This is a genomic window from Kitasatospora sp. NPDC058170, from assembly GCF_042883905.1.
GTDB lineage: Bacteria > Actinomycetota > Actinomycetes > Streptomycetales > Streptomycetaceae > Kitasatospora.
The window spans coordinates 73,950-98,416 of the sequence record NZ_JBHVUV010000036.1 but is presented as its reverse complement, the minus strand read 5'-3'; the positions used below and the strand labels follow the sequence as shown (position 1 = coordinate 98,416).

15 protein-coding genes are annotated in these 24,467 nt (G+C 69.1%); 5 read left to right on the top strand and 10 right to left on the bottom strand.

The annotated features are described in order from the left end of the window. Window positions 1-316 precede the first annotated feature (316 nt). Both ACFVVX_RS32265 and ACFVVX_RS32260 read left to right on the top strand, forming a co-directional pair. Complete coding sequence (locus ACFVVX_RS32265) at window positions 317-1,129, top strand: hypothetical protein (protein ID WP_387950838.1); 813 nt, start codon at window positions 317-319, stop codon at window positions 1,127-1,129. A gap of 168 nt (window positions 1,130-1,297) precedes the next feature. Further along, window positions 1,298-1,945, top strand: coding sequence for a GNAT family N-acetyltransferase (locus ACFVVX_RS32260; RefSeq protein WP_387950836.1), 648 nt, complete (start codon window positions 1,298-1,300; stop codon window positions 1,943-1,945). 144 nt (window positions 1,946-2,089) lie between these two features. Here the strand turns inward: ACFVVX_RS32260 and ACFVVX_RS32255 are convergent, their stop codons facing one another. Further along, window positions 2,090-5,899 carry a ricin-type beta-trefoil lectin domain protein gene (locus ACFVVX_RS32255; RefSeq protein WP_387950834.1) on the bottom strand — a complete coding sequence of 1,270 codons (3,810 nt, stop codon included), beginning with the start codon at window positions 5,897-5,899 and terminating at the stop codon, window positions 2,090-2,092. A 682-nt stretch (window positions 5,900-6,581) separates the two neighbouring features. On the opposite strand from ACFVVX_RS32255, the gene ACFVVX_RS32250 reads away from it, so the two are divergent. Continuing rightward, a complete protein-coding gene (locus tag ACFVVX_RS32250) occupies window positions 6,582-14,396 on the top strand; it encodes an RHS repeat-associated core domain-containing protein (RefSeq protein WP_387950833.1) in 7,815 nt (2,604 codons plus the stop codon). After that, window positions 14,397-14,837, top strand: coding sequence for an SUKH-3 domain-containing protein (locus tag ACFVVX_RS32245; RefSeq protein WP_387950831.1), 441 nt, complete (start codon window positions 14,397-14,399; stop codon window positions 14,835-14,837). It abuts the gene before it with no gap. Window positions 14,838-15,122: 285 nt separating this feature from the next. Here ACFVVX_RS32245 and ACFVVX_RS32240 read toward each other — a convergent pair whose 3' ends face one another. Genes ACFVVX_RS32240 through ACFVVX_RS32230 form a run of 3 tightly spaced genes read right to left on the bottom strand, consistent with a single transcriptional unit; the run spans window position 15,123 to window position 17,805 of the window. Then, window positions 15,123-16,427 (bottom strand): tyrosine-type recombinase/integrase, encoded by a 1,305-nt coding sequence (locus tag ACFVVX_RS32240; RefSeq protein ID WP_387950829.1) that lies wholly within the window; start codon window positions 16,425-16,427, stop codon window positions 15,123-15,125. Continuing rightward, on the bottom strand, window positions 16,427-16,591 hold the full coding sequence (locus tag ACFVVX_RS32235; RefSeq protein ID WP_387950845.1) for a helix-turn-helix domain-containing protein: 165 nt from the start codon (window positions 16,589-16,591) through the stop codon (window positions 16,427-16,429). The genes ACFVVX_RS32240 and ACFVVX_RS32235 overlap by 1 nt, the downstream gene beginning before the upstream one ends. Next, window positions 16,591-17,805 (bottom strand): replication initiator, encoded by a 1,215-nt coding sequence (locus tag ACFVVX_RS32230; RefSeq protein WP_387950828.1) that lies wholly within the window; start codon window positions 17,803-17,805, stop codon window positions 16,591-16,593. Before ACFVVX_RS32230 ends, ACFVVX_RS32235 begins: the two co-directional genes overlap by 1 nt. A 56-nt stretch (window positions 17,806-17,861) precedes the next feature. Here ACFVVX_RS32230 and ACFVVX_RS32225 point away from each other — a divergent pair, with 56 nt between their 5' ends. Next, window positions 17,862-18,290: a hypothetical protein gene (locus tag ACFVVX_RS32225; RefSeq protein WP_387950826.1), complete on the top strand. Its 429-nt coding sequence runs from the start codon at window positions 17,862-17,864 to the stop codon at window positions 18,288-18,290. A gap of 966 nt (window positions 18,291-19,256) precedes the next feature. Here ACFVVX_RS32225 and ACFVVX_RS32220 read toward each other — a convergent pair. The 6 genes from ACFVVX_RS32220 to ACFVVX_RS32195 form a co-directional block, all read right to left on the bottom strand. Then, on the bottom strand, window positions 19,257-20,015 hold the full coding sequence (locus ACFVVX_RS32220; RefSeq protein WP_387950825.1) for a MerR family transcriptional regulator: 759 nt from the start codon (window positions 20,013-20,015) through the stop codon (window positions 19,257-19,259). 143 nt (window positions 20,016-20,158) lie between these two features. Next, window positions 20,159-20,584: a lasso peptide biosynthesis B2 protein gene (locus ACFVVX_RS32215; protein WP_387950824.1), complete on the bottom strand. Its 426-nt coding sequence runs from the start codon at window positions 20,582-20,584 to the stop codon at window positions 20,159-20,161. Then, window positions 20,581-20,838: a lasso peptide biosynthesis PqqD family chaperone gene (locus ACFVVX_RS32210; RefSeq protein ID WP_387950823.1), complete on the bottom strand. Its 258-nt coding sequence runs from the start codon at window positions 20,836-20,838 to the stop codon at window positions 20,581-20,583. Before ACFVVX_RS32210 ends, ACFVVX_RS32215 begins: the two co-directional genes overlap by 4 nt. Beyond that, on the bottom strand, window positions 20,838-22,703 hold the full coding sequence (locus ACFVVX_RS32205; protein WP_387950821.1) for an asparagine synthase-related protein: 1,866 nt from the start codon (window positions 22,701-22,703) through the stop codon (window positions 20,838-20,840). Before ACFVVX_RS32205 ends, ACFVVX_RS32210 begins: the two co-directional genes overlap by 1 nt. A 12-nt stretch (window positions 22,704-22,715) precedes the next feature. Continuing rightward, the gene (locus ACFVVX_RS32200) at window positions 22,716-22,829 is read right to left on the bottom strand and encodes a lasso RiPP family leader peptide-containing protein (protein WP_380571953.1); all 114 of its coding nucleotides are present in this window, start codon (window positions 22,827-22,829) and stop codon (window positions 22,716-22,718) included. A gap of 394 nt (window positions 22,830-23,223) precedes the next feature. Further along, window positions 23,224-24,366: a winged helix DNA-binding domain-containing protein gene (locus ACFVVX_RS32195; protein WP_387950819.1), complete on the bottom strand. Its 1,143-nt coding sequence runs from the start codon at window positions 24,364-24,366 to the stop codon at window positions 23,224-23,226. Window positions 24,367-24,467 lie beyond the last annotated feature (101 nt).

Below are 24,467 nucleotides of genomic sequence, written 5' to 3'. Positions count from 1 at the left end.
GGGGCGAGGTTGCCGGTGCCGCGCTCGGTGCCGATGGTGCGGGCCGCGTTGAGGGCGTCGACGGGCAGCACGATGTGGGTGTCGCCGGTGAAGGCAGTGCCGATGTGCTGGGCGGCCGCCGATCGGGCCCCGGACGCTGTGACGGCCGGTGTGTCGCTCAACAGGTCCACCCCGAGGAGAAGTTGTTCGATGCAGTGACGGCCATTCTCGCACCGGGGAAGCCGGGCGCGGACGGGAAGGGAGCGGCTCCGAGAGGGCTTCGATTTTCTGTTATGCCAATTGACACAACATCAAAGCCGTCCCTACGCTGACCGGCATGGATGAGGTCAGGGGCCGCGGACGCCCACGCAAGGATCCGGAGCGGCTCGCCCGGTGGACTCCGCCCGAGGGGTGGTCCCGGCTGGTCGCCTGGGTGTCACCCGAGGAGAAGAAGGCGCTGAAGCGCGTCGCCGTCGAGGCCGAGGTCTCGGTCGCGGACCTGGTCCGCGCCCTGGCCGCCGGGCTGGCCGGCGGGGCGATCACCCACGAGGAACTCGTCGGCCATGTCAGAAAGGGCATACAGGTCATGGAGAAGATCCCCACACTGTTCGAGCGGGACGGCGACTTCCGGGTGGTGGACCGCCCCCGCGCCGAGTGCGCCTGGGTGTTCGACGGCGAGGGCACGCCGACCGAGAAGCTCGACGGGACGAACGTCCGACTGACCACCCGCGCGGGCCGGTTGGTACGGGTGGAGAAGCGGCGCAACCCGAGCAAGGCGCAGAAGCAGCAGGGCATCACGGACGGCTGGTACGTCGACACGGACGAGCACGGACCCGAGGACAAGTGGATCCTGAACGCGGCCCGCAACACCGACGTCGCCGCGTGGCCGGACGGCGAGCACGCCTGCGAGGCGCTCGGGCCCCGGATCCAGGGCAACCCGCTCCAGTTGGACGAGTACCGCTGTGTGCCGTTCAACCTGGAGATCCCGGCGTACGAGGAGGTGCCCCGCAGCTACCGGGAACTGCGCGGCTACCTCGCCGAGTTGGAGAGCCGGTATGCACCCGGAAGCCTGGCCGAGGGGATCGTGTTCCACCACCCGGACGGGCGGCGGGCCAAGATCAAGCGCAAGGACTTCCCCAAGTCGGCCTGAGTGGTTGCGCGTGTCTCGCCTTTGCGTTGCCTGTACGTCTGAGTGCCGTGGTGGGTGGGGACCGCCGTGGCGCGTGGGGGCGTGAAATTCGCATGACGCGCCGGGACGGCTCTGGCAGCGTACGGGCCGTGACCACGGACGGTTCGGACCGGCACGGAGCGGGGAACGATGGCTTTCACCTTTGAGGGACCAGTACTTGAAGGCGCCCTCGTGCGCCTGGAGCCACTGGACCGCCGCCACGCGGCTGGTCTGGCCGAGGCGGCGGAGGAGGACCGGGGCGGGTACCGCTTCACCTGGGTGCCCGGCGCGGCCGAGGTCGGCGAGTACATCGAGTCCCAACTGGCCAAGGCCGCCGACGGAACGGTGGTCCCGTACGCACAGGTGGAGCGGGCGACAGGCCGGGTGATCGGTGCCACGGCCTACCTGGATCCGCGGTACTGGCCGCCGGGGGGCGGCGAGGGACTGTTCGCGGTCGAGGTCGGCTACACCTGGCTCGCGGCATCGGCCCAGGGCACGGGGGCGAACTCCGAGTCCAAGCTGCTGTTGTTCCGGCACGCCTTCGAGAGCTGGGGTGTGGCGCGTCTGGACTTGAAGACGGATGCGCGCAACAGCCGTTCCCGGGCCGCGCTCGGTGCCGTGGGCGCACAGGCCGTGGGCGCACAGTTCGAGGGAGTGCTGCGCAACTGGTCCCGCTCGTGGGCGCCGGGCGAGGCCGACCGGCTGCGGGACTCGGCGATCTTCTCGATCACCGCTGAGGAGTGGCCGACCTGCCGGGAGCGGCTGGAGCAGCGCATCGCTGCCCGCTCGGGGCGGTAGTGCGGCGGCCGTCGCGGGCTCGCGGGCGGCCACCAGCGGACGCCCGCGTGGCGGGTAACGCGAGAGGTAGGCGGGGCCCGCGTGGTGCGGGCACCGCCTACCTCTCGTGTTGATCAATCCGGCAATGAGCGGGTGGCGCCGGTGTCAGGGAGTGAGTTCGGGCTGCAGCGTCCACTGCTGATTGGCCTGGAGCCCCGGGCAGTCGTAGATGCCGAGACGGGTCCCCTGGGCGGTGGCCCAGGCGGGGAGTTCGAGGCACTTCCCGGTGGGGCTGCCCGGGTTGACGGTGGCGGGGAGGAAGATGCGGCCGTCGGGGCGCATGCTCCACTTCTGGCCGGCCGCCCTGTCGTCATCGCAGGGGGAGAGGATGACGCGGGTCCCGTTCTCGAGTGAGTTGTCCTTGGTGGAGAGGCAGTGGATGCCGGCCCGGACGGTACCGTCGGTGACGAAGTTGAAGCGCTGGTTGACGGTCTGCCAGCAGCCGTAGACGGCCACGTCCGCCCCGTTGCGGGGCCCGCCTTCGGCGTCGGCGCAGAGGCCGGTGAGGTTGGAGCGGATGGACACACTGGCGTTGGCGTAGCCGAGGTACTGGACCGGATTGAAGCCGTCGACCTTGTTGGGCCTGCCGGTCTTGCTGATGCCGGGGTAGACGGTGATGGCGTTGTTGTTGTCGATGGCCCAGACGTCGGGGAGGCCGTCGTTGTTGAGGTCCGCCGCGCCGACCCGGGGCTGGGCGGCGGCGGTCCAGTCGGCGCCGGAGAGGATGAGGAATCCCTGGTCGGGCCTGGTGAGGGACGAGTAGTCGACCTTTCCGTCTGCCTTCCAGCCCAGGGCGTAGGAGTAGATGTTGCCGTTGGTGCGGTGACGGGCCCAGACGGTGGTCTGGTTGACGGCCGAGGATCCGGCGACTGGGCTGGTGGTGGCGCCGTTGGCGGCTCCCGGGCTGAGCAGTTCGTAGTCCGCCCAGCTGCCGCTCACCGTGGGGATCAGGGTCGCGGAGGTGAGCTTGTCGGTGAGCCCTCCGGCTTGGAAGAGGTAGAGGCTGGGGGAGTTGTTCGGGTTCTCCTTCTCAAGGGTGAGAACGGAGGTCTGGCTCATGATGATCGTGCGGTTCGGATCCTTCGGACTTCCGCCGATGGCCTCGCCTTCGGGGGTGCCGATGGCGGTGACCTGGGAAACCTTGCTCCAGACGTTCGGCGTGTAGTTGGGGCACGGGGTGCCGGTGCCGTAGGTCGTGCAGACGACGGGGCGGGGCAGAGGAGACGACGTCAGGTCGGCGTAGTTTCCCGTGCCGTCGTTGTTGATCAGGTAAAGGGCCTCGTTGAGTGCGGCAGGCGTCGCCTTGGTGTAGTGGGCGACGATCTGGTCGACGGCTTGCCCGGAGGCGAGGGTGCCGTGGTGGCTGATCTGGAAGTCCGACCAGGTGGTGCCGTACTCCCTGCCGCCAGGGGTCGCAGCTGCCGGCGCGGCTTGCGAGTTGATCGGGTCGGAGGTGCCGCCGATGATGCGCAGATCGCCCTTGGCGTCGGCGGTGACGATGTCGGGCTTCTGGTCGTTGTCGACGTCGCCGAACAGGGGCTGGGTCCCGGGCTTCCATGGGGCGTAGAAGCTGTAGACGGTCGGCTGGCTGTAGTTGCCGGCGTTGTCCATCGCCCAGGCGTAGACGAAGTTGGTGCCCCAGTTGCCGGGCTTCAGGTGGACGGTCTCGTTGGGCCCGTGGGCGTCGGACCGGTCGCACTGCCAACCGACGATCGGAGTGGGGTCGCTGCTGACACGGACGCAGGCGACACCGGAGGCCTGGAGGCCGTTGGCGGGGGCCGGGTCCTCGGCGTTGATGGTGAAGGCGCCCCACTCGCCGGCGTACTTGGCCGGGTGGTCGTTGGGCGTGCCGGAGGGCGGGAAGTCGCCGGAGCTGATGCTCAGCCGGGGGTTGGTCCTGTCGACGCGGAAGTAGCACCAGGCGCTGTTGGGCGAGGTGAGGATGGTGTCGGTCGAGCGGGCGAGCCATCCGTACTGGTGGCCGTCGGACAGCGAGCCGACACTCAGCGCCGGCCCGGGGCTGTTGTAGGAGCCGCCCCAGCTACCGTTCTCAATACGGAAGTTGGGGTCGTTGTCGTCCCACATGATGTAGCCGGTGTAGAGCGACTGTCCGGCGGGGGAGTAGCTGTCGGCGGTGAGGTAGAGGTTCAGGTTGTTGCCGACCCACCCGGGGTTGTCCCAGGCGTACGAGCCGCCGCTGTTGCATTCGGCCGTACGGCCGTTGGCCGCGAAGCCGGGACTGGGGCTGGTGCGGGGGTGCCAGATGGTGGGGGTGATGTCGTATGTGGTGGTGACGCTGGGGTTGTTGGCGATGGCGTGGCGGTAGAGCTTCTCCCACTCGGTGGCCTGGGGGCCGATCGCGATGGTCCAGGTGGGCCACCGTCCGGCAGCGGCCCGCTTCATGATGTCGGTGACGTCGATCGCGAGGGGACCGGTGCCGGTGATCGATTGGCCGTTGACGAAGGAGCAGCCCTCCATGACCACGGTGCCGTTCTTGCCGCACGGCTGGTTGATCCAGGTGGTGCCCTCACTGATGCCGCTCGGAGCCCAGTAGACGCCGAGGTCGGTCGGGGTGCCGGGGCTGGAGGCTCCGGTGACCTGGCCGTTCAGGGTGGAGCTGAAGAGTGTCGGCGGGGACTCCGCACCGCCGGCGACGGTGTAGATGGCCGGGTTGACGTTGAACTGGAAGTAGGCGCGCTGGCGGCCCTCCTTGCCGCAGTCCAGGTTGGGGTCGGAGCTGTGGTAGCCGCAGAAGCCGGTGGACAGGTTGGACTTCTTGTTGTAGTTGGGGGCGGTCTCGTGGTTCTCCTGGACCTCGACCGAGCTCTGGGTGTAGCTGGTGACGGCGGTGAGTGTCGGGTCCAGGTACCAGGGCCCGGTGCCGGATCCGAGCGCGTGCTGGTCGGGTGTCAGTTCGACGGCGTTACCGGTGACCTTGCTGCCGATCGCGGCGACATTCGCACCGTCGCCCGGTGCCTCGGCGGTGGACGGGGCACCGTTGGCCGGCTGCGGAGCGGTGTCAGCTGCAACTGCGGCCGCGGCGAGCTTGGCCGATTTGCCGGCAGCGGTGGGCGATTGGGCTGCAGGGCTGGAGGAGTCCCACTGCAGGGGCGCGGGTGACCGGAACCGCAGGGCGCCCGTGTCGTCCTTGACGTCGATCCGCCCGTGGTCGTCCGAGGTGACCGTCAGGCCCTGCGCGGTGATCGGGAAGCGCAGGGACTTGAGCGAGGGGTTGGCGGCAGCCTGGGGTGTGCGAACGACGATCACGTCGCGCCATCCGCCGACCGGAAGTGCTGTCAGCTGGAGGTCGACACCGGGCAGGACGTCCACGTAGGTGGCGGTGGGCCCGTTGAGCGCAGGCTTGGGGAGGGCGAACGGAGCGTCCAGGGAGAGCTTCTTGCCGTCGGCGGTGGACAGGGTGGCCATCGGGCCGTTGCCCCCACCGGAGAACCTCAGGGCGGTGCTGGCGACGGTGGGACTGAGGCTGCCGTCCGCGTTGGGCCGAAGAGTGGCGTCGATGTCGGCCCAGGCCCCGTCGCGCTTGGTGCGGACGGGCAGTGCGTGGTCCGTGGTCGTCAGCGTGCCGTTCGGGTTCGCGATCGTCCTCGACGCTTCGTCGGTCATCGCCTCCACGACGACCTGCTTGCCGGTCGACTTGGCCTTGGCGAGGGCGTCGACCATCGCCTGCTGTACCGGCGTGCGGGGAGGGGCGGGCGAGGAGGGGACGAGCGGGGGCACACCGCCGACCGGCCCGTGGGTGGACGGGGTCGTGGTGTCGGCCGCGATGGCCGCCGGTGTCGTCAGCAGGCCCAGGCTGAGGATGCAGCTCGCGCCGAGTGCGGTGAGGCGGATGGCGCGCGTGCGTGGGGACGGCGGCGGTGACGTGTTCGCATAGGAGCGAGATGTGTCGGACATGTCGGTCTTGCGGTTCCCTCCCGGTGTGCGACGCCACTCGTGGGGTCGTCGTTCGGGTCGGAACGATGCGGCCTGACCTGTAAGTAGGTCAAACCCGCTGACGACTTGAGTGGACATGTCCGGATAGTGCTGGATGGGCAGATCAAGAATTCATAAACATCACATGCATAGTGGCCGAACGATCTGGCGGCGCAATCAGGAGGTCACCTATCGTCACCTCGACCATGGGACAACTCTGTCCATATGACGCCGTGTCGACAATTTCTGAGGAGACGCCACAGTGAGGCTTTGGCCTGCCCGTATTCGGGTCGGGAGACCAGGAGGTGTCCGCTGGCGGTCACCCGCGATAGCGGCCATGGTGGCCCTGACGATGACAGGAGTCGCGGTACCGCCCGCGGTGGCGTGGACGATTCCCGAACCGCAGGGTCAGATCTGGACCCCCCCGACGCCGCTGGGCTCGGGGACCGTGCCGGTCGTGGGGCGTGACATTCAGCCGCCGGCGACCGGTCAGGCCGCCAAGCCGGCTGATCGGAAGCCTGAAGTCGCGGCGCCGGTCGCCACCGGGACCGCGACGGTCACGGTCGGGGCCGACAGCGCCGAGGCGAAGGCTGCGCGCTCCGCGACCGGTGGTTCCTCACCCGCGTCGGGAGGTGCGACCGGTTCCCAGGCCGGACCCCTCGCGGTGAAGGTTGCTCCGGGGGCCGGCGCGGGCGAGAGTGCGCACACGGTCACCGTCGAGGTGGTCGGTCAGGAGAAGAGCAAGGCCGCGGGCGTCACCACGCCGCTGATCTCCCTGTCCGACGCCGAAGCGGCGGCCGGAGCCGACGGGCGCTCCGCGACCGTCACACTCGACCTCAAGGGTCTGCAGGCCGTGGGCTGGTCCGACCGCGCCGTCCTCGTCTCGCTTCCGGCGTGCGCACTGACGACCCCTGGGCGGTCCGAGTGTCGTACCAAGACCCCCGTGCCGTCCAGGTTCGACGGCCAGGGCAAGATCACCGCCGACATCACGCTGCCCCCTGCCGGGGCCGGCCAGCCTGCCTCCGGCAACGGCCAGGACAGCCCGGTGAAGTCCTCGCTCGCCTCCGAGGACACCCGTGCCGCTGCGCGGACGGCCGGTGGTGCGAGCGCGTCCCTGGTGCTGGCGGCGGACCCTTCGCCGTCAGGCTCCCTGGGCTCCTACACCGCGACCCCGCTCTCCCCTTCGGGCGCGTGGAGCTCGGGATCCAACGCGGGCAACTTCACCTACAACTACCCGATCCAGGTCCCGCCGTCGCTCGGCGGCGTGGCTCCGCCCGTGGCCCTCGGCTACAACTCGGCCGCGGTCGACGGCAAGACGTCGGCTACGAACTCGCAGTCCTCGTGGATCGGCGACGGCTGGACCTACGAGCCCGGCTACATCGAGCGCTCCTACAAGAACTGCGACAAGGCGGGCATCGCAGGCTCGTCCGACCAGTGCTGGGGCGGGCAGAACGCCACGCTCTCCCTGGGTGGCCGTTCCGGCACGATCGTGCGGGACGACGCCAGCGGTGTCTGGCACCTGCAGAACGACGACGGCTCGAAGGTCGAACAGCTCACGGGTGCGCCCAAGGCGGCCGGTGACGCCGACTACCGGGACATGGAGTACTGGCGGATCACCACCGGCGACGGTACCCAGTACTACTTCGGCCGCAACCACCTCCCGGACGGCGATGGTACGGACCCGGCGGCCAACTCGGTTCTGACCTCGCCGGTGTACTCGCCGGACACCTCCGGGCCCTGCTACAACTCCGCTTCCGGTGCCGGTTCCTGGTGCCAGATGGCGTGGCGCTGGCAGCTCGACTACGTCGTCGACGCCCACGGCAATCTCGCGACGTACAAGTACGCCACCGAGGGCAACAAGTACAGCCGCGGCCGCGCCCAGAACGGCGGCAACGGCAGCCCGACCGACTACCAGCGGGCCGGCTACCTCAAGGAGATCGGCTACGGTCTGCGCCTGGACGCCCAGAAGGCGGCCAAGGGCACCCTCAACCCGGCGGCGAAGATCCTCTTCGGTGTCGAGGAGCGCTGCACGCCGTCCGGTGCGGTCACCTGTGCCGAGAACCAGCGCACCAGCGCCAACCAGGACTTCTGGCCGGACGTTCCGATCGACCAGATCTGCACCGACAACTCCTGTGTCAACTCGGCGGCGACGTTCTTCACCACCAAGCGCCTGACCGCCATCACCACCCAGGTCCTGGTGAACTCCGCGTACCGGACCGTCGACACCTGGAAGCTGAACCAGAGGCTCGCCGATCCCGGTGATGGCACCAAGAAGACGCTTCAGCTCGACTCGGTCCAGCGCGTCCCGAGCAACGGCCAAACGGCGGTCGAGAACCTGCCGTCGGCGCTCTTCGAGTACGACATGCTGGCCAACCGGGTGGACGGCCTCGTCCCGGCCTCCCCGATGTTCATGCGTCCTCGTCTGAAGGGGATCACCACCGAAACCGGTGGGCGCATCAACGTCATCTACAAGGACCCCGAGTGCTCCCGGGTCAACCACCACATGCCGGCTTCCGAGGACCACAACTCGATGGCCTGCATGCCGGTCAAGTGGTACCTGCCCGGCCAGTCCTCGGCGAACCCGGTGAACGACTGGTTCCACAAGCCGATCGTCAAGACCGTCACCGAACAGGACCTGGTCAGCAGCCCGTCCGTCAGCAAGATCACCGAGTACACCTACGATGACGGTGGTGTCGCCTGGCACCGCAACGACGCCGAGTTCGCCGACCCCAAGACCCGTACCTGGGACCAGTTCCGCGGCTACACGTCGGTGATCACCACCACCGGCAGCGGCGACGCCTCGGAGAAGGCGCCGAAGACGCAGCAGAAGGTCACCTACCTGCGTGGCATGGAGGGTGACTATCTCGCCGACGGCCAGACCCAGCGCACGAAGCAGGAGACCGAGGTCGGCAACCCCCTCGGCGGCACAGCGGCCGACAGCGACTGGCTGAGCGGGCGGGTCGTCGCCACCGAGGTGTACGACCGGGCCGGGGGCACCGTCAAGGCGGTCTCCGGCAGCACGTACAACGGGGCGACGGCTCCCACCGCCACCCACGAGCAGAAGACGGGCGGCGCGCCGAAGATCTTCGCCCGCTACCCGGAGTCGCAGGTCACGGCGATCTCCAGGGTCACGCTCGCGGACGGCAGTTGGCGTACCGCCACCGCGATCACGACCACCGATCCGGCCCAGGGCAACCGCGTCGTCCAGACCAACGACAAGGGCGACGGCACCGCTGCCACCCCCGAGACCTGCACGACGACCAAGTACGCGACCAGCGACAACCCGCAGCTGGTCACCCTGGTTTCCGAGCAGGTCACCATCAAGGGGTCCTGCGGTTCCGAGCCCACGGCCGCCAACACGATCTCCGGCAGCCGCGTCCTCTACGACGACAAGGCGTTCGGCCAGGCCAGGGCAACCGGTGACCCGACGCGGAGCCAGGTCCTGGACCGCTTCGACCAGGGCGGCAACCCCGTCTACGTGCACAACGGCAGCGCGACCTTCGACGGCTACGGTCGGAGTCTGACGAGCGCCACCACCGACGGCTCCACCTACAACCGAGCCGGTGCTCAGCTGAGCGGCCCGTCGGTGACACCCGCCGTCACGACCATCGTGCTGACCCCGACATCAGGAGAGCTGCCCACCGAGGTCCGGACGACCGGTCCGATGGGAGCCGGCTGGACCACCACGACCAAGGTGGATCCGGCCCGCGGCTCACCTCTGACCAGTGAGGACATCAACGGCCGTGTCACCACGGCGCAGTACGACGCCCTGGGCCGTACGACGGCAGTGTGGGCGCCGGACCGGCCGACCACGGCCCTCCCGAGCCGGAAGTTCAAGTACTCCCTGAAGGGCTCGGCCGGGCCCTCCGCCGTCACCACCGAATCGCTCAACGACGACAAGGCCACCTACTCCGCCACCGTCGACATCCTCGACGGCCTGGGCCGACCGCGGCAGAGCCAGCGCACCAGCGACGCCAGGCCGATCGGGCGACTGATCACCGACACCAAGTACGACACGCACGGCTGGGTGATCAGTACGTCCGACCCGTACTACGAGGCGGGCTCCTTCCCGAAGGAGTCGATCTTCGCCCCGCAGGACGGTCAGATACCCGGGCAGACCGCGAACACCTACGACGGCAACGGCCGGGTCATCCGCTCGGAGTTCCTCTCCTACGGAAACGTCCAGTGGGCCACCACGACGGCCTACCCGGGTGCGGACCGCATCGACGTCACGCCCCCGTCCGGTGCGACCCCGACCTCGACCGTGACCGACGCTCTCGGACGGGCCGTCGCAGGCTGGCAGTACCGCACGCCAACCGCGACGGGCAACCCGGCCGACGCGGACGTCACCAGGTACAGCTTCACTCCCGCAGGCCAGCCCGCCGGTCACACCGACAGCAGCGGCAACAGCTGGACCTACGAGTACGACCTGCGCGGGCGGCAGACTTCCGCCTCCGACCCGGACACGGGCGTGACCCGGACCTTCTACAACGTCGACTCGCAGGTCGACCACACCACCGACGCCAACGGCAGCACGCTCGCCTACACCTACGACCGGCTCGGCCGGAAGACCGGGATGTACAGCGGGAGCGTCGCCCCGGTGAACCAGCTGGCGGAGTGGACCTACGACAGTCTTCTCAAGGGTCAGCCGACCTCCTCGACCCGCTTCGTCGGCGGAGCAGCCGGCGCCGCCTACAAGAAGGCCGTGACTGGCTACGACACCGCCTACCGCCCACTTGGCACGTCCATCACGCTGCCCAAGTCCAAGGACGTGCCCGTCGGCACCGTCCCTGCGGGTGAGGACGCCCTGGGTGGGACCTACACCACCACCAACACCTACACTCCCGTCCTCGGCGCCCTGAGCCAGGTGGACATCCCTGCGGCCGGAGGGTTGCCGGCCGAATCCGTGAACTACGGCCGAACCATCACCGGGCTGGTCACCTCCACTGCCAGCCTCGGCAAGCCGGTGGTCGCGCAGGTGCTCTACGACGCCCTTGCCCGGCCCGTCCGGACGACGGTCGGCGAGTACGGGAAGCAGGTGGTTTCGACCCAGCAGTACGACTGGGCCACCGGGCGGGTCATCAACTCGTTCATCGAGCGCCAGCTCGGCACCGTCTCCCTCGACCAGACGAGCTACACCTACACCTCGTCCGGCCGGATCACCTCAGTGACCGACCTGCAGAACGCCACCGCCCGCGACAACCAGTGCTTCACCTACGACTACCTCGGTCGCCTCACCCGCGCGTGGACCGACGTCGCGGGTACCCACACGACCGCCGACTGGACCGACACCAACGGTGTGAAGCACGGCACCGGCAGTTCCTCGGTCGTTCCCGGCGTCGGAGGCTGCAACAACGCCGCCGGCCCGGTCGCCACCGGCCCCGGCACCGACAGCGTCGGTGGCCCGGCACCGTACTGGCAGGACTACACCTACGACGCCACCGGCAACCGCACCAGCCTCGTCCAGCACGGGCCCGCCTCCTCGACGGCGCTCGACCCCGCCCAGGTCACCCAGGTGGCAACCGCCGCGGACGGCGGCCGCACCTGGTCCGTCGTTCTTGCGGGTGGCGCGCTGTGGCTCGGCTCGCAGTCCCAGGACGGTGCCTGGTCCCAGTTCACCGACTTCATGGCGCAGGCCGGCACCCTGCCGGCCGTTACTGCCGTGTCGGCCGCGGTGAGCAACGGCAAGCTCCAGGTCATGGCGATCGCCGGAGGCCAGATCTGGCACACCGTCCAGGACGGTGACGGCTGGCAGAAGTGGCGAAGTGTCTTCGATGTCGTCGGTTCGCTCTCCCAGCCCAGCCAACTCTCCCTGACCGCCACTGCCTCGGGCCTTGAGGTCCTCACCTTCTCGGAGGGCAGGCTGCGGCACACCGTCCGTATGGGCAATGGACAGTGGCAGGCGCAGGGCTGGGGTGACGTCTACAGCGTCACCGGAGCTCTCGGCTCGGCCTCCCAGGTCGCAGCCTCCGCCACCGCCTCCGGCTTGGAGATCATGGTCGGTGCCGGCGGCAAGCTCTGGCACACCGTGCGCACCCCCGACGGCCAGTGGCAGGCGCAGGGCTGGGGCGACGTCTACAGCGTCACCGGCGCCCTGTCCGGCGCCCAGACCGGCCAGGGTCAGCTTGCCCTCGCCAACACCAGTGACGGCCTTCAGGCCGTCGCCCTCGCCCAGGGCAAGCCCTGGCACGTCGTGCGCAACAGTGCCGGCTCGTGGTCCCAGTGGGGCGACATCACCGGTGCCGCCGGTCAGGTCGCCATACCCGCCTCAGTGAGTGCGGCCGGATCGGGTTCCGATCTCAAGGTCCTGGTGTCCGGTGCGGGCAGGATCAGCCAGACCACGCGCGACAGCACCAAGAACTGGTCCGCCTGGTCCCAGATCGCGACCGCCAGCGGCGCGAGCAGCACCACCACGCAGACCTTCCGTCCGAACGGGAGCACCAACACCCCCACCAACGCGCCCAACACCGGCGGTGGGACCGGAGGGCCCCATGCCCTTCTGACCTCGACGACCACCTCGTCGAGCGGCACCAAGGCCGTCGGCTACCAGTACGACGCCAAGGGCCGGACGACAGCCATCACCGACACCGGCGGCACCGCCACCCTGACCTGGAACGGCGAGGACAAGCTCACGTCGCTCGCCAAGACCGGTCAGGCCGGGGCCACCACCTACCTGTACGACGCCGACGGCAACCAGCTCATCCGCCGCAGCCCCGGCAAGACCACCGTCAACCTGCCCACGGACGAGCTCACCCTCGACACCGCCAGCGGCTCGATGAGCAACGTTCGCTCCATCGGCACAGGCGGCGGCCTCACCTACACCCGCGTCACCGCCCCGATCGGCGGCGGCAACATCGTCGTCCAGACCGCCGACCCGCACGGCACCAACGGCGTTCAGATCACCACCGACGCGGCCCAGTCGGTCACCCGGCGGGCCACCGACCCCTTCGGCAACCCCCGTGGAGCCCAGCCCGCCGCCTCGGCATGGGCCGGCACCAAGGGCTTCGTCGGCGGCAGCAGGGACGACAACACCGGCCTCACCAACCTGGGGGCGCGCCAGTACGACCCGGCCACGGGCCGGTTCATCAGTCCGGACCCGCTTCTTGATCCGGGCATTCCGCAGCAGTGGAACGGCTACGCCTACAGCGAGAACGATCCGATCAACCTCAGCGACGCCAGTGGCCTCGCCTCAGAGGAGTGCGGAAAGCTCTACGACTGCCACGGTGGAACGATCACCAAGAACAACACCCAGGAGACCAGCGAATACGTCAGCGTCAGTGCCCAACAGCGCTACTACGCCGAAACGAAGGACTCCGGATACTCCGCGGACCGTGAGTACGTCTACTCGCAGATCCTGAAGAACGGCAAGGTCGTCGACCGTCGCCCGAAGACGACGATGGCCGCCCTCAAGAAGCTCGGCCAGGCTGCGCTCTTCGCGGCCGCAGAGTTCACCTCGGCAGGTGACTTCAAGGACTGCTGGGACGGGGACGGGGTTGCCTGTGGTTTTGCTGCCACCTCATTCTTCAAGACAAGGTGGCTCAAGGGCCTGGGCGAGGTCGTGCTCAGGGACATCCGGAAGGCTCCGGATGTCCCGCAGCCGAAGAGCACGCCGAACGTTCCCACGAAGTGCGACAGCTTCCTCCCCAGCACCCGAGTGCTGATGTCCGACGGCAGCACGAAGCCGATCGGGGAGATCGAGCCCGGCGACGTTGTCACGGCAACCGACCCACAAACCGGTGAGACCGGCGCCAAGCCGGTGACCGCGAAAATCGTCACCCCTGACGATGCCAGCTTCACCGAGCTCACTCTCGCCGCTCCCGGCCAGGAGCAAGAGCCCGGTGCGGCGACAACGCTGGTCTCCACTTCTCACCACCCCTACTGGGACAGCACGGCCAGTCGCTGGGTCGAGGCCTCGTCTCTCGAACCTGGCCACCGTCTGAGCATCCCGGACCAGGGTCACCTCGTCATTGTTGGGGCCAGGACCTACACCACCCAGCCTCAGCGCGCCGACAACCTGACCATCGCTGACGTCCACACGTACTATGTGCTGGCGGGGGCTACGCCGGTCCTCGTTCATAACTGTGACGTTGTTGCTGCGGTACTTTCGGAAGCAGAAGCAGTTGCTGACCTTTCGGGATCTAAGCGCCCGCAGGTAATTGAAGCTCTGCAAATTCCCGGAAATGCCCCGATCGTCGCTTATAGCGATGGAGGGGCAGGAGTTCGGCGGGTTCATCCAGCCATTCGAGGACTCCTCGACTCCATCCCGGCTGATCAACGTGGAGTTAATCACGGAGGTTGCGGTTTGGTTCAGTGTTTGACTGAAGCCCTAGATGCTGGACTGGACCCGACTGGGGCCACCGCTGCAGCGACAGTGGGGCGAACCAGAACAAATAAGAGCTTCCAAAAGCTCATTGGGCCTTGCGAAAGCTGCCAAGTCCTGGTCGATCATTACGACATCAATTTCAGGAGGGCAAAGTAGATGCCTCGATTCTCCCCGGAGACGGAGAGCGTCCTTTTGTGCGCCGGCTGGACTCCGGGGCGACGAGTTGACCTTTCCGACTGGAAGACATCGGTACGAGAATTCATTTGGCACGCTGCGGCGGAGAACTTCCTTAGCGAGTTCGGTGGACTTAGAGTCGATATCAGTGGACCTGGAGTTACATGCGCACGAGAGCCGTTCGAGTTTGACCCGGAGCTTGCCATCGGAGAGGGGGGCAGATTCGCAGAGCTCTCCGAGTCGCTTGGTCATAATTTCTTCCCCCTGGGAGAAATAGGGAGAGGCGAATTCTTCTTGGCAATCGACGAGGAGGGCGTTATCTATCTCCTTGGCGCCGGTTCAAAACGGCACGGGAAAGCAGAGCTGGCCCTGGAGAACCTCATCACGGGAATTGCCCCGAAGGAAATAGTTTCTCCCTTCTAGAAAGCTTCCCGGCAGCCCCTCCGATTCCATCTTGGTGGAGCTGCCGGGGGCTTCCTTGACTTCCAGGGAAGCGCTCCGGATACGCCCTCGGTGATCGTTGATGCTCCGACTTCTAAGTTCAGGATCGGCAAGATCCGGGCGGTTCATCCCGGCGCTCAGGCGCTTGAGACATGAAATCTGATGCGTCACCAAAATGGGAGCGCATCGACCTGACCCAAGAACACAGGAGGCCCTACCAGATCTTCCCGGTAGGGCCTCCTGATCGTTTGACGTCACCGGTTGACGTCACCGGGTGGGGTCCAAGATCCCACTTCTCGGTGGATCGTCGCCGTCGCGGCGGCTGTCAGGCCCCGTGTCGGGGTGGCTGGGGGCGTTGCCGAGAAGGTCGATGGCGTTGCGTTGGATGCGAAGTCTGACGTGGGTGTAGACGGTGGCGGTGACGCCGATGTGGGCGTGGCCGAGGAGTTCTTTGATGACGACGAGTTCGACGCCCTGGTCCAGGAGGAGGGTGGCGGTGGTGTGTCGGAGGTCGTGGAAGCGGATCCGGCGGAGGCCGGCTTGATGAAGCAGTGTGGCGAAGCGTCGGTTGAGGGTGCTGGGTTCTACCGGAAGCGCACTGCTGGGCGCGGTGAAGACGTAGCCGCGAGGGTTCCGACGCAGTCCTGCCGCCTCATGGTCGGTCTGCTGGCGGGTCCGGTGCGCGTGCAGGGCCTGGACGCAGGCGGCGGGCAGGGCGATGCGTCGTTCGGAGGCTTTGGTCTTGGTGGGAAAGAGCACGAGGCCGTTGTCGCTGGTGCGTTGGAGTGAGCGTCGGATCACAGCCGTGCCAGTGTTGAGGTCGACGTCCTCCCAGGTGAGGCCCCGCAGTTCGCCCCTGCGCAGGCCGGTGTGGAGGGCGAGGTGCACCACGGGGTGGAGCGGGTGGTCGCGGGTGGTGTCGATCAGGCGACGGGCCTCTTCCACGGTGAGGGGCTCGAACCGTCGCGGCCGGGGTGTACCAAGCCGGACGTTGCGGGCGACGTTTCGAGGGATCTCCTCTTCCTGGACGGCGTGTTCCAGGGCGGTCTTGAGCACCGTGTGGATGTAGGTGAGCGTGAGCGCACTCAACACCCGGCGGCAGCAGTCACCCACGGCGCAGCACCGCTGCTTCGCCGGCGTTCGCTGGTGGTCGGTGCGGCGGGCGCAGCACTGGCAGCGGGTGCGTAGGCCGTCGAGCCAGGTGCGGATGTCCCTGGCGGTGAGTTTGGAGAGCTTCTTCGCACCGAGGCCGGGGATGATGTACAGGCGGGCGACGGCCGTGTGGCGGGTGTGCGTGGTCTCGCGCACGTGGTACACCGCGACGGTGTCGAGCCAGTAGGTGATCCAGTTACCGACGGTGCCTTGCGCGTGGACGACCGGGGTGCCGCGGTTACTGGCGGCCTTGGCATCGGTGAGTTTGTCCGTCGCCTGTTGGCGGGTCCTGCCGTAGACGTGGAGGCGCTGTCGGTTGCCATTGGCCGCCAGGACGTAGGCGGCGGCTTCCCAGCGGCCGTCCTTGCGCTGGAACACGGTTCCTTCGCCGTCGGCGCGGTTCTTCTTCTGGGCTGCCATCAGGCTGCCTCCTCCAGTCGGGAGGCCACGAACGAGCGGTACGAGCCGTACGGGATGCGGCGGGAGCGGCCGATGGTGATCGATGACAGCCGGTTGGTACGGATCAGGTCGTAGACCGCCGAGCGGCCGAGCCGCAGCCGGGCCATGACCTCGGGAACGGTCATCAGGTCGTCGTCGGACACGGCTCGCCTCCTGCTCGTTCGAGGGCCACATCGAGCGCCGCGCGCCAGCGCACCCGTTCGGCGACCGCGCGCAGCAGCCGGGTCGCAAGGGGCGACATGTCGGGGTCCCCGGGGCGCACGGGCTCCCAGACATAGCGATTGGGCTCAACACGGCCGGCGGTGTCGCCGAGGACTTCCAGGACCCAGGTCCGGCGTTCGGTGCGGTGGTCGGTGAGGGTCTTGCCGGACCATTTGCGGGAGACGAGGACCCGTCGGCCGCCGTAGCCGAGGTGTTCGCGTTTGTGGGCGCGGGAGCGGCAGGCGCCGGGGCACAGGGCGGGGTGTGCGTTCTTGGGCTGGATGCCGTGGAGGAGCCAGTTGGCGCAGGTGGGCGAGCAGGGTTCGTGGCGGAGTTCGGCGGCGAGGCGGTCGACGTGGTCGCTCTCAGTGGTGCCGGTCGGGGTGTGGCACTCGGCGACGGACTTGGTGAGGTACTTGGTCAGGTAGCGGACGCAGCGGGCGGCCTGCGGGGAGCCGACGAGCACGCCCTGGGCGTCGAGCTGAGGGCCGAAGCGGAGCACGTGCGCGGGCTGGGCGTCGGGTTCGTCGTCGAGGCGGTCGAGGGCTTCGTCCCAGGTGGGCAGCGGTTCGTGGGTGGCCGGGTCGAGGAAGGCGCCGTGTTCGGGTGACCAGTGCGGCGGCGCGTCGGGAGCGTGGACCGGGTGGTCGGCTGGCGGCCACCAGACCTGGTGGTAGGTGGCGGCGACGACCTGGCGCAGTTCGGCGCGGGAGACGGTGCCCCGCAGGGCGAGGTGCAGGTGTGGAGCGAGGCGGCGCTGAGGTTCGACGACGGCGAAGTACTGGACCTCGTGGCCGACGAAGCGGCGCAGGTTCTGGACGAACCGGTCGATGAGCTTGGGGAAGTGGAGGGCGTCCCGGGCGGCCCGGCGGTAGTCGTAGGTGGTCGGGTCGACGGGGGTGCCGTCGGAGCGGACGCGTCCGTACGAGGGCAGGGTGAGGGTCAGGAACAGCGAGGGGCGGAAGGTCCGGCCGTCGGGCGTGGTGTACGCCTTGCCGAGGGTGCGGTTCTCGACCGGGCGGCGGGGCAGGTTACTGGTGTCCTGCCGGCGTCGGGTGGAGCGGACCCGGCGGGCGACGGGGGCGGGGGCGAGGGAGCCGCGGACGCCGGTCTCGGCGAGTTCGGTGTCGATCTCCACGAGGAGCGAGGCGAGTTCGTCGGCCTCCGCTCCGGTGGCCGTGGTTGGGCCTTGGATTGAGTGCCGTAGAGGTCGGGTTTTTTGGGGACTACGAGGATGAGGAGGCTCTTGAAGTGGGGATCGCCGGGGTTGATGATTCCGGTGTTCGGAGGTCATTCTCGATTCAGCGATCCACATATGAGCCTGACGGGCAGGAAATTCAGTCCGGAATGGATTCCTATAACATTTCGACCGAGCGGGGCTTCACGGTTTACGGCTGCCTGAGGAGCGTCCGGCGTGCCGGCACTCTGCTCACCTTCGAATTCACGGCCGAGGATGCGGAGATTCTTGAAATCTCGACTCCAGTGGTAGTGGACTTCCGTGACTCGGGAGTCGATAGCGTGAATCTCGCCAGGAAGCTTCGCGAGATCTTGGACTGGGGCTCTCAAGAGAGGCGGTCGGAGTTGATTGGATTGAACATCTCCGATCTACCGTCTGGCGAGTAGCGTCCTTATCTGCTACAGACGCTGGCCATCGACCAAATGAGTATGGAGCCCTGGACGGAGGGACTTCGGTCCAGGGCTCCATATGACGTCGATGTGTGCGTCGCCCAACGGCTCGTTGATGACGGCGAGGCCCAGCCCCGATCTAGAATACAGACGCGTCCGTACAGTGATCGCTGATTAGTGGGGTTTCGCTGCTGCAGGGCCTCCGGGGGTCCACAGATGATCGAACCTTAAGGGTCATATCGATGGTCTGGCATATCAAAGATCTCCGCATTTCTGTGAAATCATCTACGGACTCTGGTGGATGTATCTAGTCCGCTCACAGTGAGCTTGGTGAAAAATCGGTGTGGCCCCGCAGGACTCCGGCGGGGCCTCTTGGTCGTTTGACATCGCCAGTTGACGTCAGTTCTTGGGGACGAAGAACCCACATCCGGGTGGATCGTCGTCATCGCCGCGGCCGGCAGGTGTTGATATCAGGGGCATAGAGAGGAGACTGATAAACAGTCAGCCAGTCCCCTGGTTGGCGCAGCGCGCGCTGAGCGTGACCCACGCCTGTCCAGGCCGCGGTGGCCGTGCCGAGTTGGCGGCCGTGCGCCGCGCCGCGGGGTGCAGGAGGAGGCGGCGGATCCGGTGCGGCTGCAGCGTTTCGAGGAACCGGGCCGCCTCGGTGTGGTGGGTGCACGGTTCAAGGGCGTGCTGGGTAACTGGTTCCGGTCGTGGGCGTTGGGGGGAGGTCGACCGGCTGCGGGACTCGGCGATCTTCTCGATCACGGCGGAGGAGTGGCCGAACTGTGGCGAGCGGCTGGAGTGGCGCATTGCTGCCCGCTCGGGGTCACCAGCGGGTGTGGCGGAGCTGCTGTGAGGGATCGGGTGCGGGTGGAGCCGGGGCTTGAGGGTGTCGGCGGCGCCTCGCGGCAGGCCGTTTGCCATCGCGGGGCTGGCCCGCGATGGTGAGCGGGTGGTGGGTCAGGTGAGCCTGGTGGTGGCGTAGGTGTCGATGGCGTCGCGCTGGTATGCGGCTAGCCCGGGAGTGATTGCCTCGTATGCGGCGCGCCAGTGCTCGTTCTCCACGCAGGAGCGGCCGATTGTGCGGTACTCCTCGGCGGTGACCGCTCGGAGTTCGGACACGGCTCGGTACTGGGCGTCGATCTCGGCCTGGACCGGGTCGGCGTCGGCGGGGGTGCCGGCGGCCAGCAGCTCGGCCAGCCGGATCATCTGTGCGGTGCGCTCGCGCTGTCCGGCCTCGATCTCGGCCTCGCTCATCGCCGAGGTGCGCCGCCTGGCCTCCTCGGCCAGCTCGGGGAAGTCGCGCAGGCTTTCCTCGTACTGGGTGGGCCGGATGCCCTCGAAGAGGTTCTCCGGTCGGTTGACGGTCATGGGGTCGCCGTCCTTCCTGGACTGCTCCAGTTCGGCGATCGTGCGGGAGACGGTGTCGGCCAGGGCGTCGAGCCGGTCCCGTTCCGCGAGCAGCCGCCGGTGGTGGTCCCGCAGGGCAGCCACCTCGTCGACCTGCGCCGCAAGGATCCGGCCGATTGCCGGCAGTCCGAGGCCCAGCGCCCGCAGCACGAGGATCTGTTGCAGCAGCAGAAGCTGGTGCTCCTCGTAGTAGCGGTACCCGTTGGCGCCGATCCGGGCCGGCGGGAGCAGGCCGGTCTCGTCGTAGTGGCGCAGTGTCCGGGCGGTCACGCCGGACATCCGGGCCACCTCTGAGATCGGCCAGTCCATCACGACTCCTGCACGTGTGTCGCCGGGCCGGTGTCTCCGGCCCTGGTCACGACGGTAGGAGTTGCCGCAGCGGCAACCACAACCCCGAGACCATTTCGACCTTATCCAGGCCCCGGTGCCCCCTGAATCCTGGCCGCCGGCTGTCAGCCGGTGCGGTGGCCCACCGGGGCGACGGTGATCACGGGCTGGAAGTGGGCGAGTTCGGCCGGTTCGCCCACCGGGGTGCCGTCGGCCTCGATCCAGGCGTGTGCCCGGAAGGGGGCGAGTCGCACGCCGGTGCGCCAGGTCGGCCAGCTGCCGTGCAGTCGGCAGAGCAGGGTGGCGGCCAGTGAGCGTTGCAGACATCCCTGGCCGGCGCAGCGGACGCTGAGCGCGACCACGGTCTGCCGGGCCGCGGCGGCCTGTGCCGGGGTGGCGGGCCGTGCGCCGCGGCGCAGGTGCAGGAGGAGGCGGCGGATCCGGTGCGGTGGCAGCGTTTCGAGGAGCCGGGCCAGCGCGATCGCGGTGAGCGCGGCAGGGCGGCTGCGCCAGGGCGGCCGGGCGACGGGTTCCGCGTGCGGCAGGCTCATTCGGTGATCAACCCGGCGGCGGTGAGGCTCCGGTGCAGGCTCTCCACGTCGGTGCGGGCCTGGTCGGCGGTGACCGGGTAGCGCTCGGCCAGGACGCCGGCGGCCTGTTCCACCGAGCGTCCGTCGATCAGCGTGCGCAGGATCAGGACGCCCGTGCGGTTCAACTGGAAGTAGCGGCCGGCCCGTTCGTCGAGCAGGACGCCCCCCGCCTCGGTCTCGGTCAGCGTCACGTCCGCGCGCAGCTTCGCTGCCATCAGTGCCCTCCAGGGGTCGGTGAGGTGCCGGTGTTGCGGTGTCCGCCGTCCGCGGCGGCGGGGGCCGTGCGGTGGGTGGCCCGCGCGCGGAGCCACTGCTCGCAGCCGAGCGTGGCGTCCAGCGCGGCGTAGGAGGTGCCGGGCGGGTAGAGGCCGACGCAGGCCCGGCGCAGTGCGGCGGCGTCGATCAGTCCGGCCTCGGCCAGTGCGCTTCGTTCGGTGAGGTCGGCGAGTTGGCGGCGGTGGCGGGCCAGGCCCTCGTACGCGTCGGGGCTGAAGTCGCCCTTGCCCGATCGGCGGAGCAGGTGCGCGGGCACCACTTCGGCCATCGCGAGGGTCAGCAGCGGCTTGTAGGCGAAGGGGGTGCCGAGCAGTGCGGGGTCGGCGGCCAGGCAGGCCTCGATGACGTGGTCGTCCAGGAACGGCACGGTGTAGGGCGTGCCGACCCGGGCGGTGAGTTCGACGGCCTGCCGCATCGCACCGGCGCTGTGCTGCACCATGTGCAGCAGTTGGTGCTGCGCGTGCTCGGGAGCCAGCGGCTCGGCGCCGGTGGCGGCGGTGAGCAGTTGGGCCCGGACGGTGCGGATCGCCTCGGGGCCCGCCCACGGGGGAAGGCGCGGCGGCACGCCCCAGCCCAGCAGCGTCGTCCCGTGCGGAGGCGTGGTGGTCGCGATGTGCCCGGCCGCGTGGGCCAGCCAGTCCCGGTAGCTCCGCCGGTCGGCGAGTGCCCGCAGCGAGGGCCCCAGCCGCCAGCGCAGCCGGGCCCGGTGGCCGTGCAGGTGCCGCGCGGCGAGCACCGGGTGGCGGCGTGCGATCGCGCGCAGGTAGGCGGGCATGAGCTGCAGCACCTCGTCGCCGCCCTCGCCGCTGATCCGGAGCCGGGCGCCGCGGGCACCCAGTTCGCGGGCCACGTGCTCGTCGCGGGCCCGGGTCCTGGTCCAGGCGAACGGTTCGTCGCCCTGTTCGCCCGGATGCTCCAGGCCGGCGAACATCGCGGGGAGCGTCTCCGCCCCTACCAGGAGTCGGGCGCCGGGCAGTTCGGCGGCGGCGGCCGCCGCCCACGGGGCGTCGCCGTGCAGCTGGTCGACCGAGCCGAAGGTCACGGTCAGGAGGTCGCCCGGACCGCGTGCGGCGAGGAAGCTCAGCGGCGTGGAGTCCAGGCCGCCGGACAGGTCGCAGGCGATCAGTCCGCCGGGGGCGGTGCGGGCCGCGACGGCGAGTCGAAGCGCCGCCCCGACCGCCTCGGCGGCTTCGGCGGGTGGGCGCCGGGTCGCGGGCGGCCGCCAGCGGCGCACGGTGCGAACGGGTCCGTCCGGTGCCAGCACCGCGCTGTGGTCGTGGGGTACGGACTCGACGCCGGTCCACAGGGACAGCAGGGCCAGCGGGTGGGGCAGCGGGTGCAGCAGGCGCAGGGCCAGTCGTTCGGTCGCGACGGGCTGCCCGGTCAGCTCGGCGAGGACGTCCGCGCGGTCGGCGAGGACGGGCAGGCCGTTCACCCGCGCGTGGTGCAGTCGGCGCAGTCCGGACAGGGTGCCCTGGGCGCGGACCGTGCCGTGCGCGCTGACCAGCAGGTGGAAGCTGCCGTCCAGGCGGTCGGCCAGTGCGGTGAGGTCGGCGCCGTCCGGCCGTCCGGCGTGGCGGCGCAGGGTGGCGGTGTCGGCGCTGCTGTGGCCGAGGACGGCCAGGCGCACCTCGCCGGCCCGTGCGGTGACGAGCTCCGCGGCGGGCCAGTCCCCGATGATCCAGGGCCGGCCCGACGGGTGGTGCAGGACACGGGCGGCGCCCGTGTCCTGCACCGCGGCCACGGCCGAGGGAGCTTCGGTGTCCGGCAGGACCACGAACCAGGTCCTCGGGTGACCGCTCATCGTCCGGCCTGCTCAGATGAGGTAGAAGCCGTGGCCGTCGAAGACGTCGCCGATGATGAAGCCTCGGGTCAGCTCGGCGAAGTCGCCCAGCTCGATCAGCATCGGGGGCTCGTAGATGTCACTCATGGCAGTTCCTCTCGCTTGGCGGGGACGTATGGCCTTGCTTGCCGGCCGGGCGTCATCCAACCAGCGCGGCCGCACACCGGCCAACGGGGGCGCACGCGCGCCGCAGCACATTCCGCCACCGGTGCCCCGGCGGCACGCGGCCGGGTTCCGGATGCCACTCGGGCGGACACCAACCATCGTCGGCGTCCGATGCTGCACGGCAGCTGATGGCATGTGACAGTGGCGTGCCCGCACCTTCGAACGGCTGGGCCGGTGACAGATTTTGACCGTTCACACGACTAACCGTCGTCACGGAACGCACGTGAACAGCTCGTGTTGCGGCCTTGAACGGCCGGATCCGCACCGCCCGGACGGTCGTTTCGCGCCCCCCGGCGGGACGGCGGGGCCCGGGCACTCAGGTCCCGGGGAGCAAGCGGGTTGTGGCGGCTGGGAGTTTGGCCCACCAGTGGTTGTAGCGGCGGTAGACGGTGGGTTCGCGGTCGGCGAGGAGGGTGGTCAGGGAGTGGGCCTCGGCGGCGAGTTGGACCCAGGTGTCGTCGGGGAGATCGTGGAACGCGGTTGCCTCGATGCCCTGTTCGGTGGGGCGCCAGACGCCGGCGACGTGGCCGTCGACCAGGAGGGTGGGCAGGACGTCGCCGTTTCGGCGGATGACGAGGGTGCGGTAGTCGGGTGGGATGACGCGGCTGCGGTCGGCGTAGGCGAGGAGGACGCTGTCCCACATGGCCATCAGGCGGGGTGGTGCCGGGGTGTCCTCGGCCGGGCGCGGAGCCCCCGGGATGTCGAACAGTTCCTCGCCGTTCGGGCCTTCGAGCTGTTCGAGTTCGCCGGCCAGTGCGGCGAGTGCCTGCCGGGCCCTGGTTCGCTGGACCAGGGCGAACTGGGCGACGTCCGCCACCGAGGCCGGGCCGAAGCCTTCGAGGTAGCGCCGGACGAGGGTTTGGAGGGATGCGGCGGACACCTCTGCGTCGGCGAGGGTCGGGCGGGTCCGGGGCGCGATGTACGCGGGGCGGTGGCCGAAGGACCAGGGCGGGGTGGTGGGGGCGTGGAGGAGCGGCGTGATGTGCCGCAGTCCCCACCAGGCGCCGGGCTGGGCGGGCGCGCCCAGGCGTTGTACGAGCCAGGCCTCGTAGTCCGCGTTCGTGCGGGGCTGGTCGGAGAACGCCAGGAGTTCCGGGACCAGTGCGTCGGCGTCCTCGGCGGTCAGCCCTGATGCGGTGAAGCGGTCGCCGAGTCTGGAGGCGCGGACCGATGGCTGAACGGCCTCGTGGAATACCGGGTAGTCGTCGGCGTGGACGGCATGCAGGGTGATGCGCATCAGGGTCGACTTGACGACGGTCTGGGTGGTGAAGGCGGTGTCGAGGTCGGCCGGGTCGAAGCCGGCGACCCGGTTCCACAGCGCGAGGTAGGGGGAGGCGGCCTGTTGGGCCTGCAACGCGACCACGCGCCGCACCGCGTCGGCGACGCCGAGAGGCTCCCGTTGGAGGAGTAACTGCCGGGCGAGTGTGGAGCGGTTGAGCTCTCGGGCGGTGATTCGCATACCGTGATCGTCCCGTACGCGGTGCCGCGGTGGTGAAGCGGCCCTGCCCGGGGGACGGTCGGGGCAGGGCCGTTCGACGTCAGGCGGTGAAGCGGGGGTCG

What these genes read in the sequence shown, in the direction of transcription:
- ACFVVX_RS32265 (WP_387950838.1), top strand. Translation starts at nt 317, where the DNA reads ATGGATGAGGTCAGGGGCCGCGGACGCCCACGCAAGGATCCGGAGCGG.
- ACFVVX_RS32260 (WP_387950836.1), top strand. Translation starts at nt 1,298, where the DNA reads ATGGCTTTCACCTTTGAGGGACCAGTACTTGAAGGCGCCCTCGTGCGC.
- ACFVVX_RS32255 (WP_387950834.1), bottom strand. Translation starts at nt 5,899, where the DNA reads ATGTCCGACACATCTCGCTCCTATGCGAACACGTCACCGCCGCCGTCC.
- ACFVVX_RS32245 (WP_387950831.1), top strand. Translation starts at nt 14,397, where the DNA reads ATGCCTCGATTCTCCCCGGAGACGGAGAGCGTCCTTTTGTGCGCCGGC.
- ACFVVX_RS32240 (WP_387950829.1), bottom strand. Translation starts at nt 16,427, where the DNA reads ATGGCAGCCCAGAAGAAGAACCGCGCCGACGGCGAAGGAACCGTGTTC.
- ACFVVX_RS32235 (WP_387950845.1), bottom strand. Translation starts at nt 16,591, where the DNA reads ATGACCGTTCCCGAGGTCATGGCCCGGCTGCGGCTCGGCCGCTCGGCG.
- ACFVVX_RS32220 (WP_387950825.1), bottom strand. Translation starts at nt 20,015, where the DNA reads ATGGACTGGCCGATCTCAGAGGTGGCCCGGATGTCCGGCGTGACCGCC.
- ACFVVX_RS32215 (WP_387950824.1), bottom strand. Translation starts at nt 20,584, where the DNA reads ATGAGCCTGCCGCACGCGGAACCCGTCGCCCGGCCGCCCTGGCGCAGC.
- ACFVVX_RS32210 (WP_387950823.1), bottom strand. Translation starts at nt 20,838, where the DNA reads ATGGCAGCGAAGCTGCGCGCGGACGTGACGCTGACCGAGACCGAGGCG.
- ACFVVX_RS32205 (WP_387950821.1), bottom strand. Translation starts at nt 22,703, where the DNA reads ATGAGCGGTCACCCGAGGACCTGGTTCGTGGTCCTGCCGGACACCGAA.
- ACFVVX_RS32200 (WP_380571953.1), bottom strand. Translation starts at nt 22,829, where the DNA reads ATGAGTGACATCTACGAGCCCCCGATGCTGATCGAGCTGGGCGACTTC.
- ACFVVX_RS32195 (WP_387950819.1), bottom strand. Translation starts at nt 24,366, where the DNA reads ATGCGAATCACCGCCCGAGAGCTCAACCGCTCCACACTCGCCCGGCAG.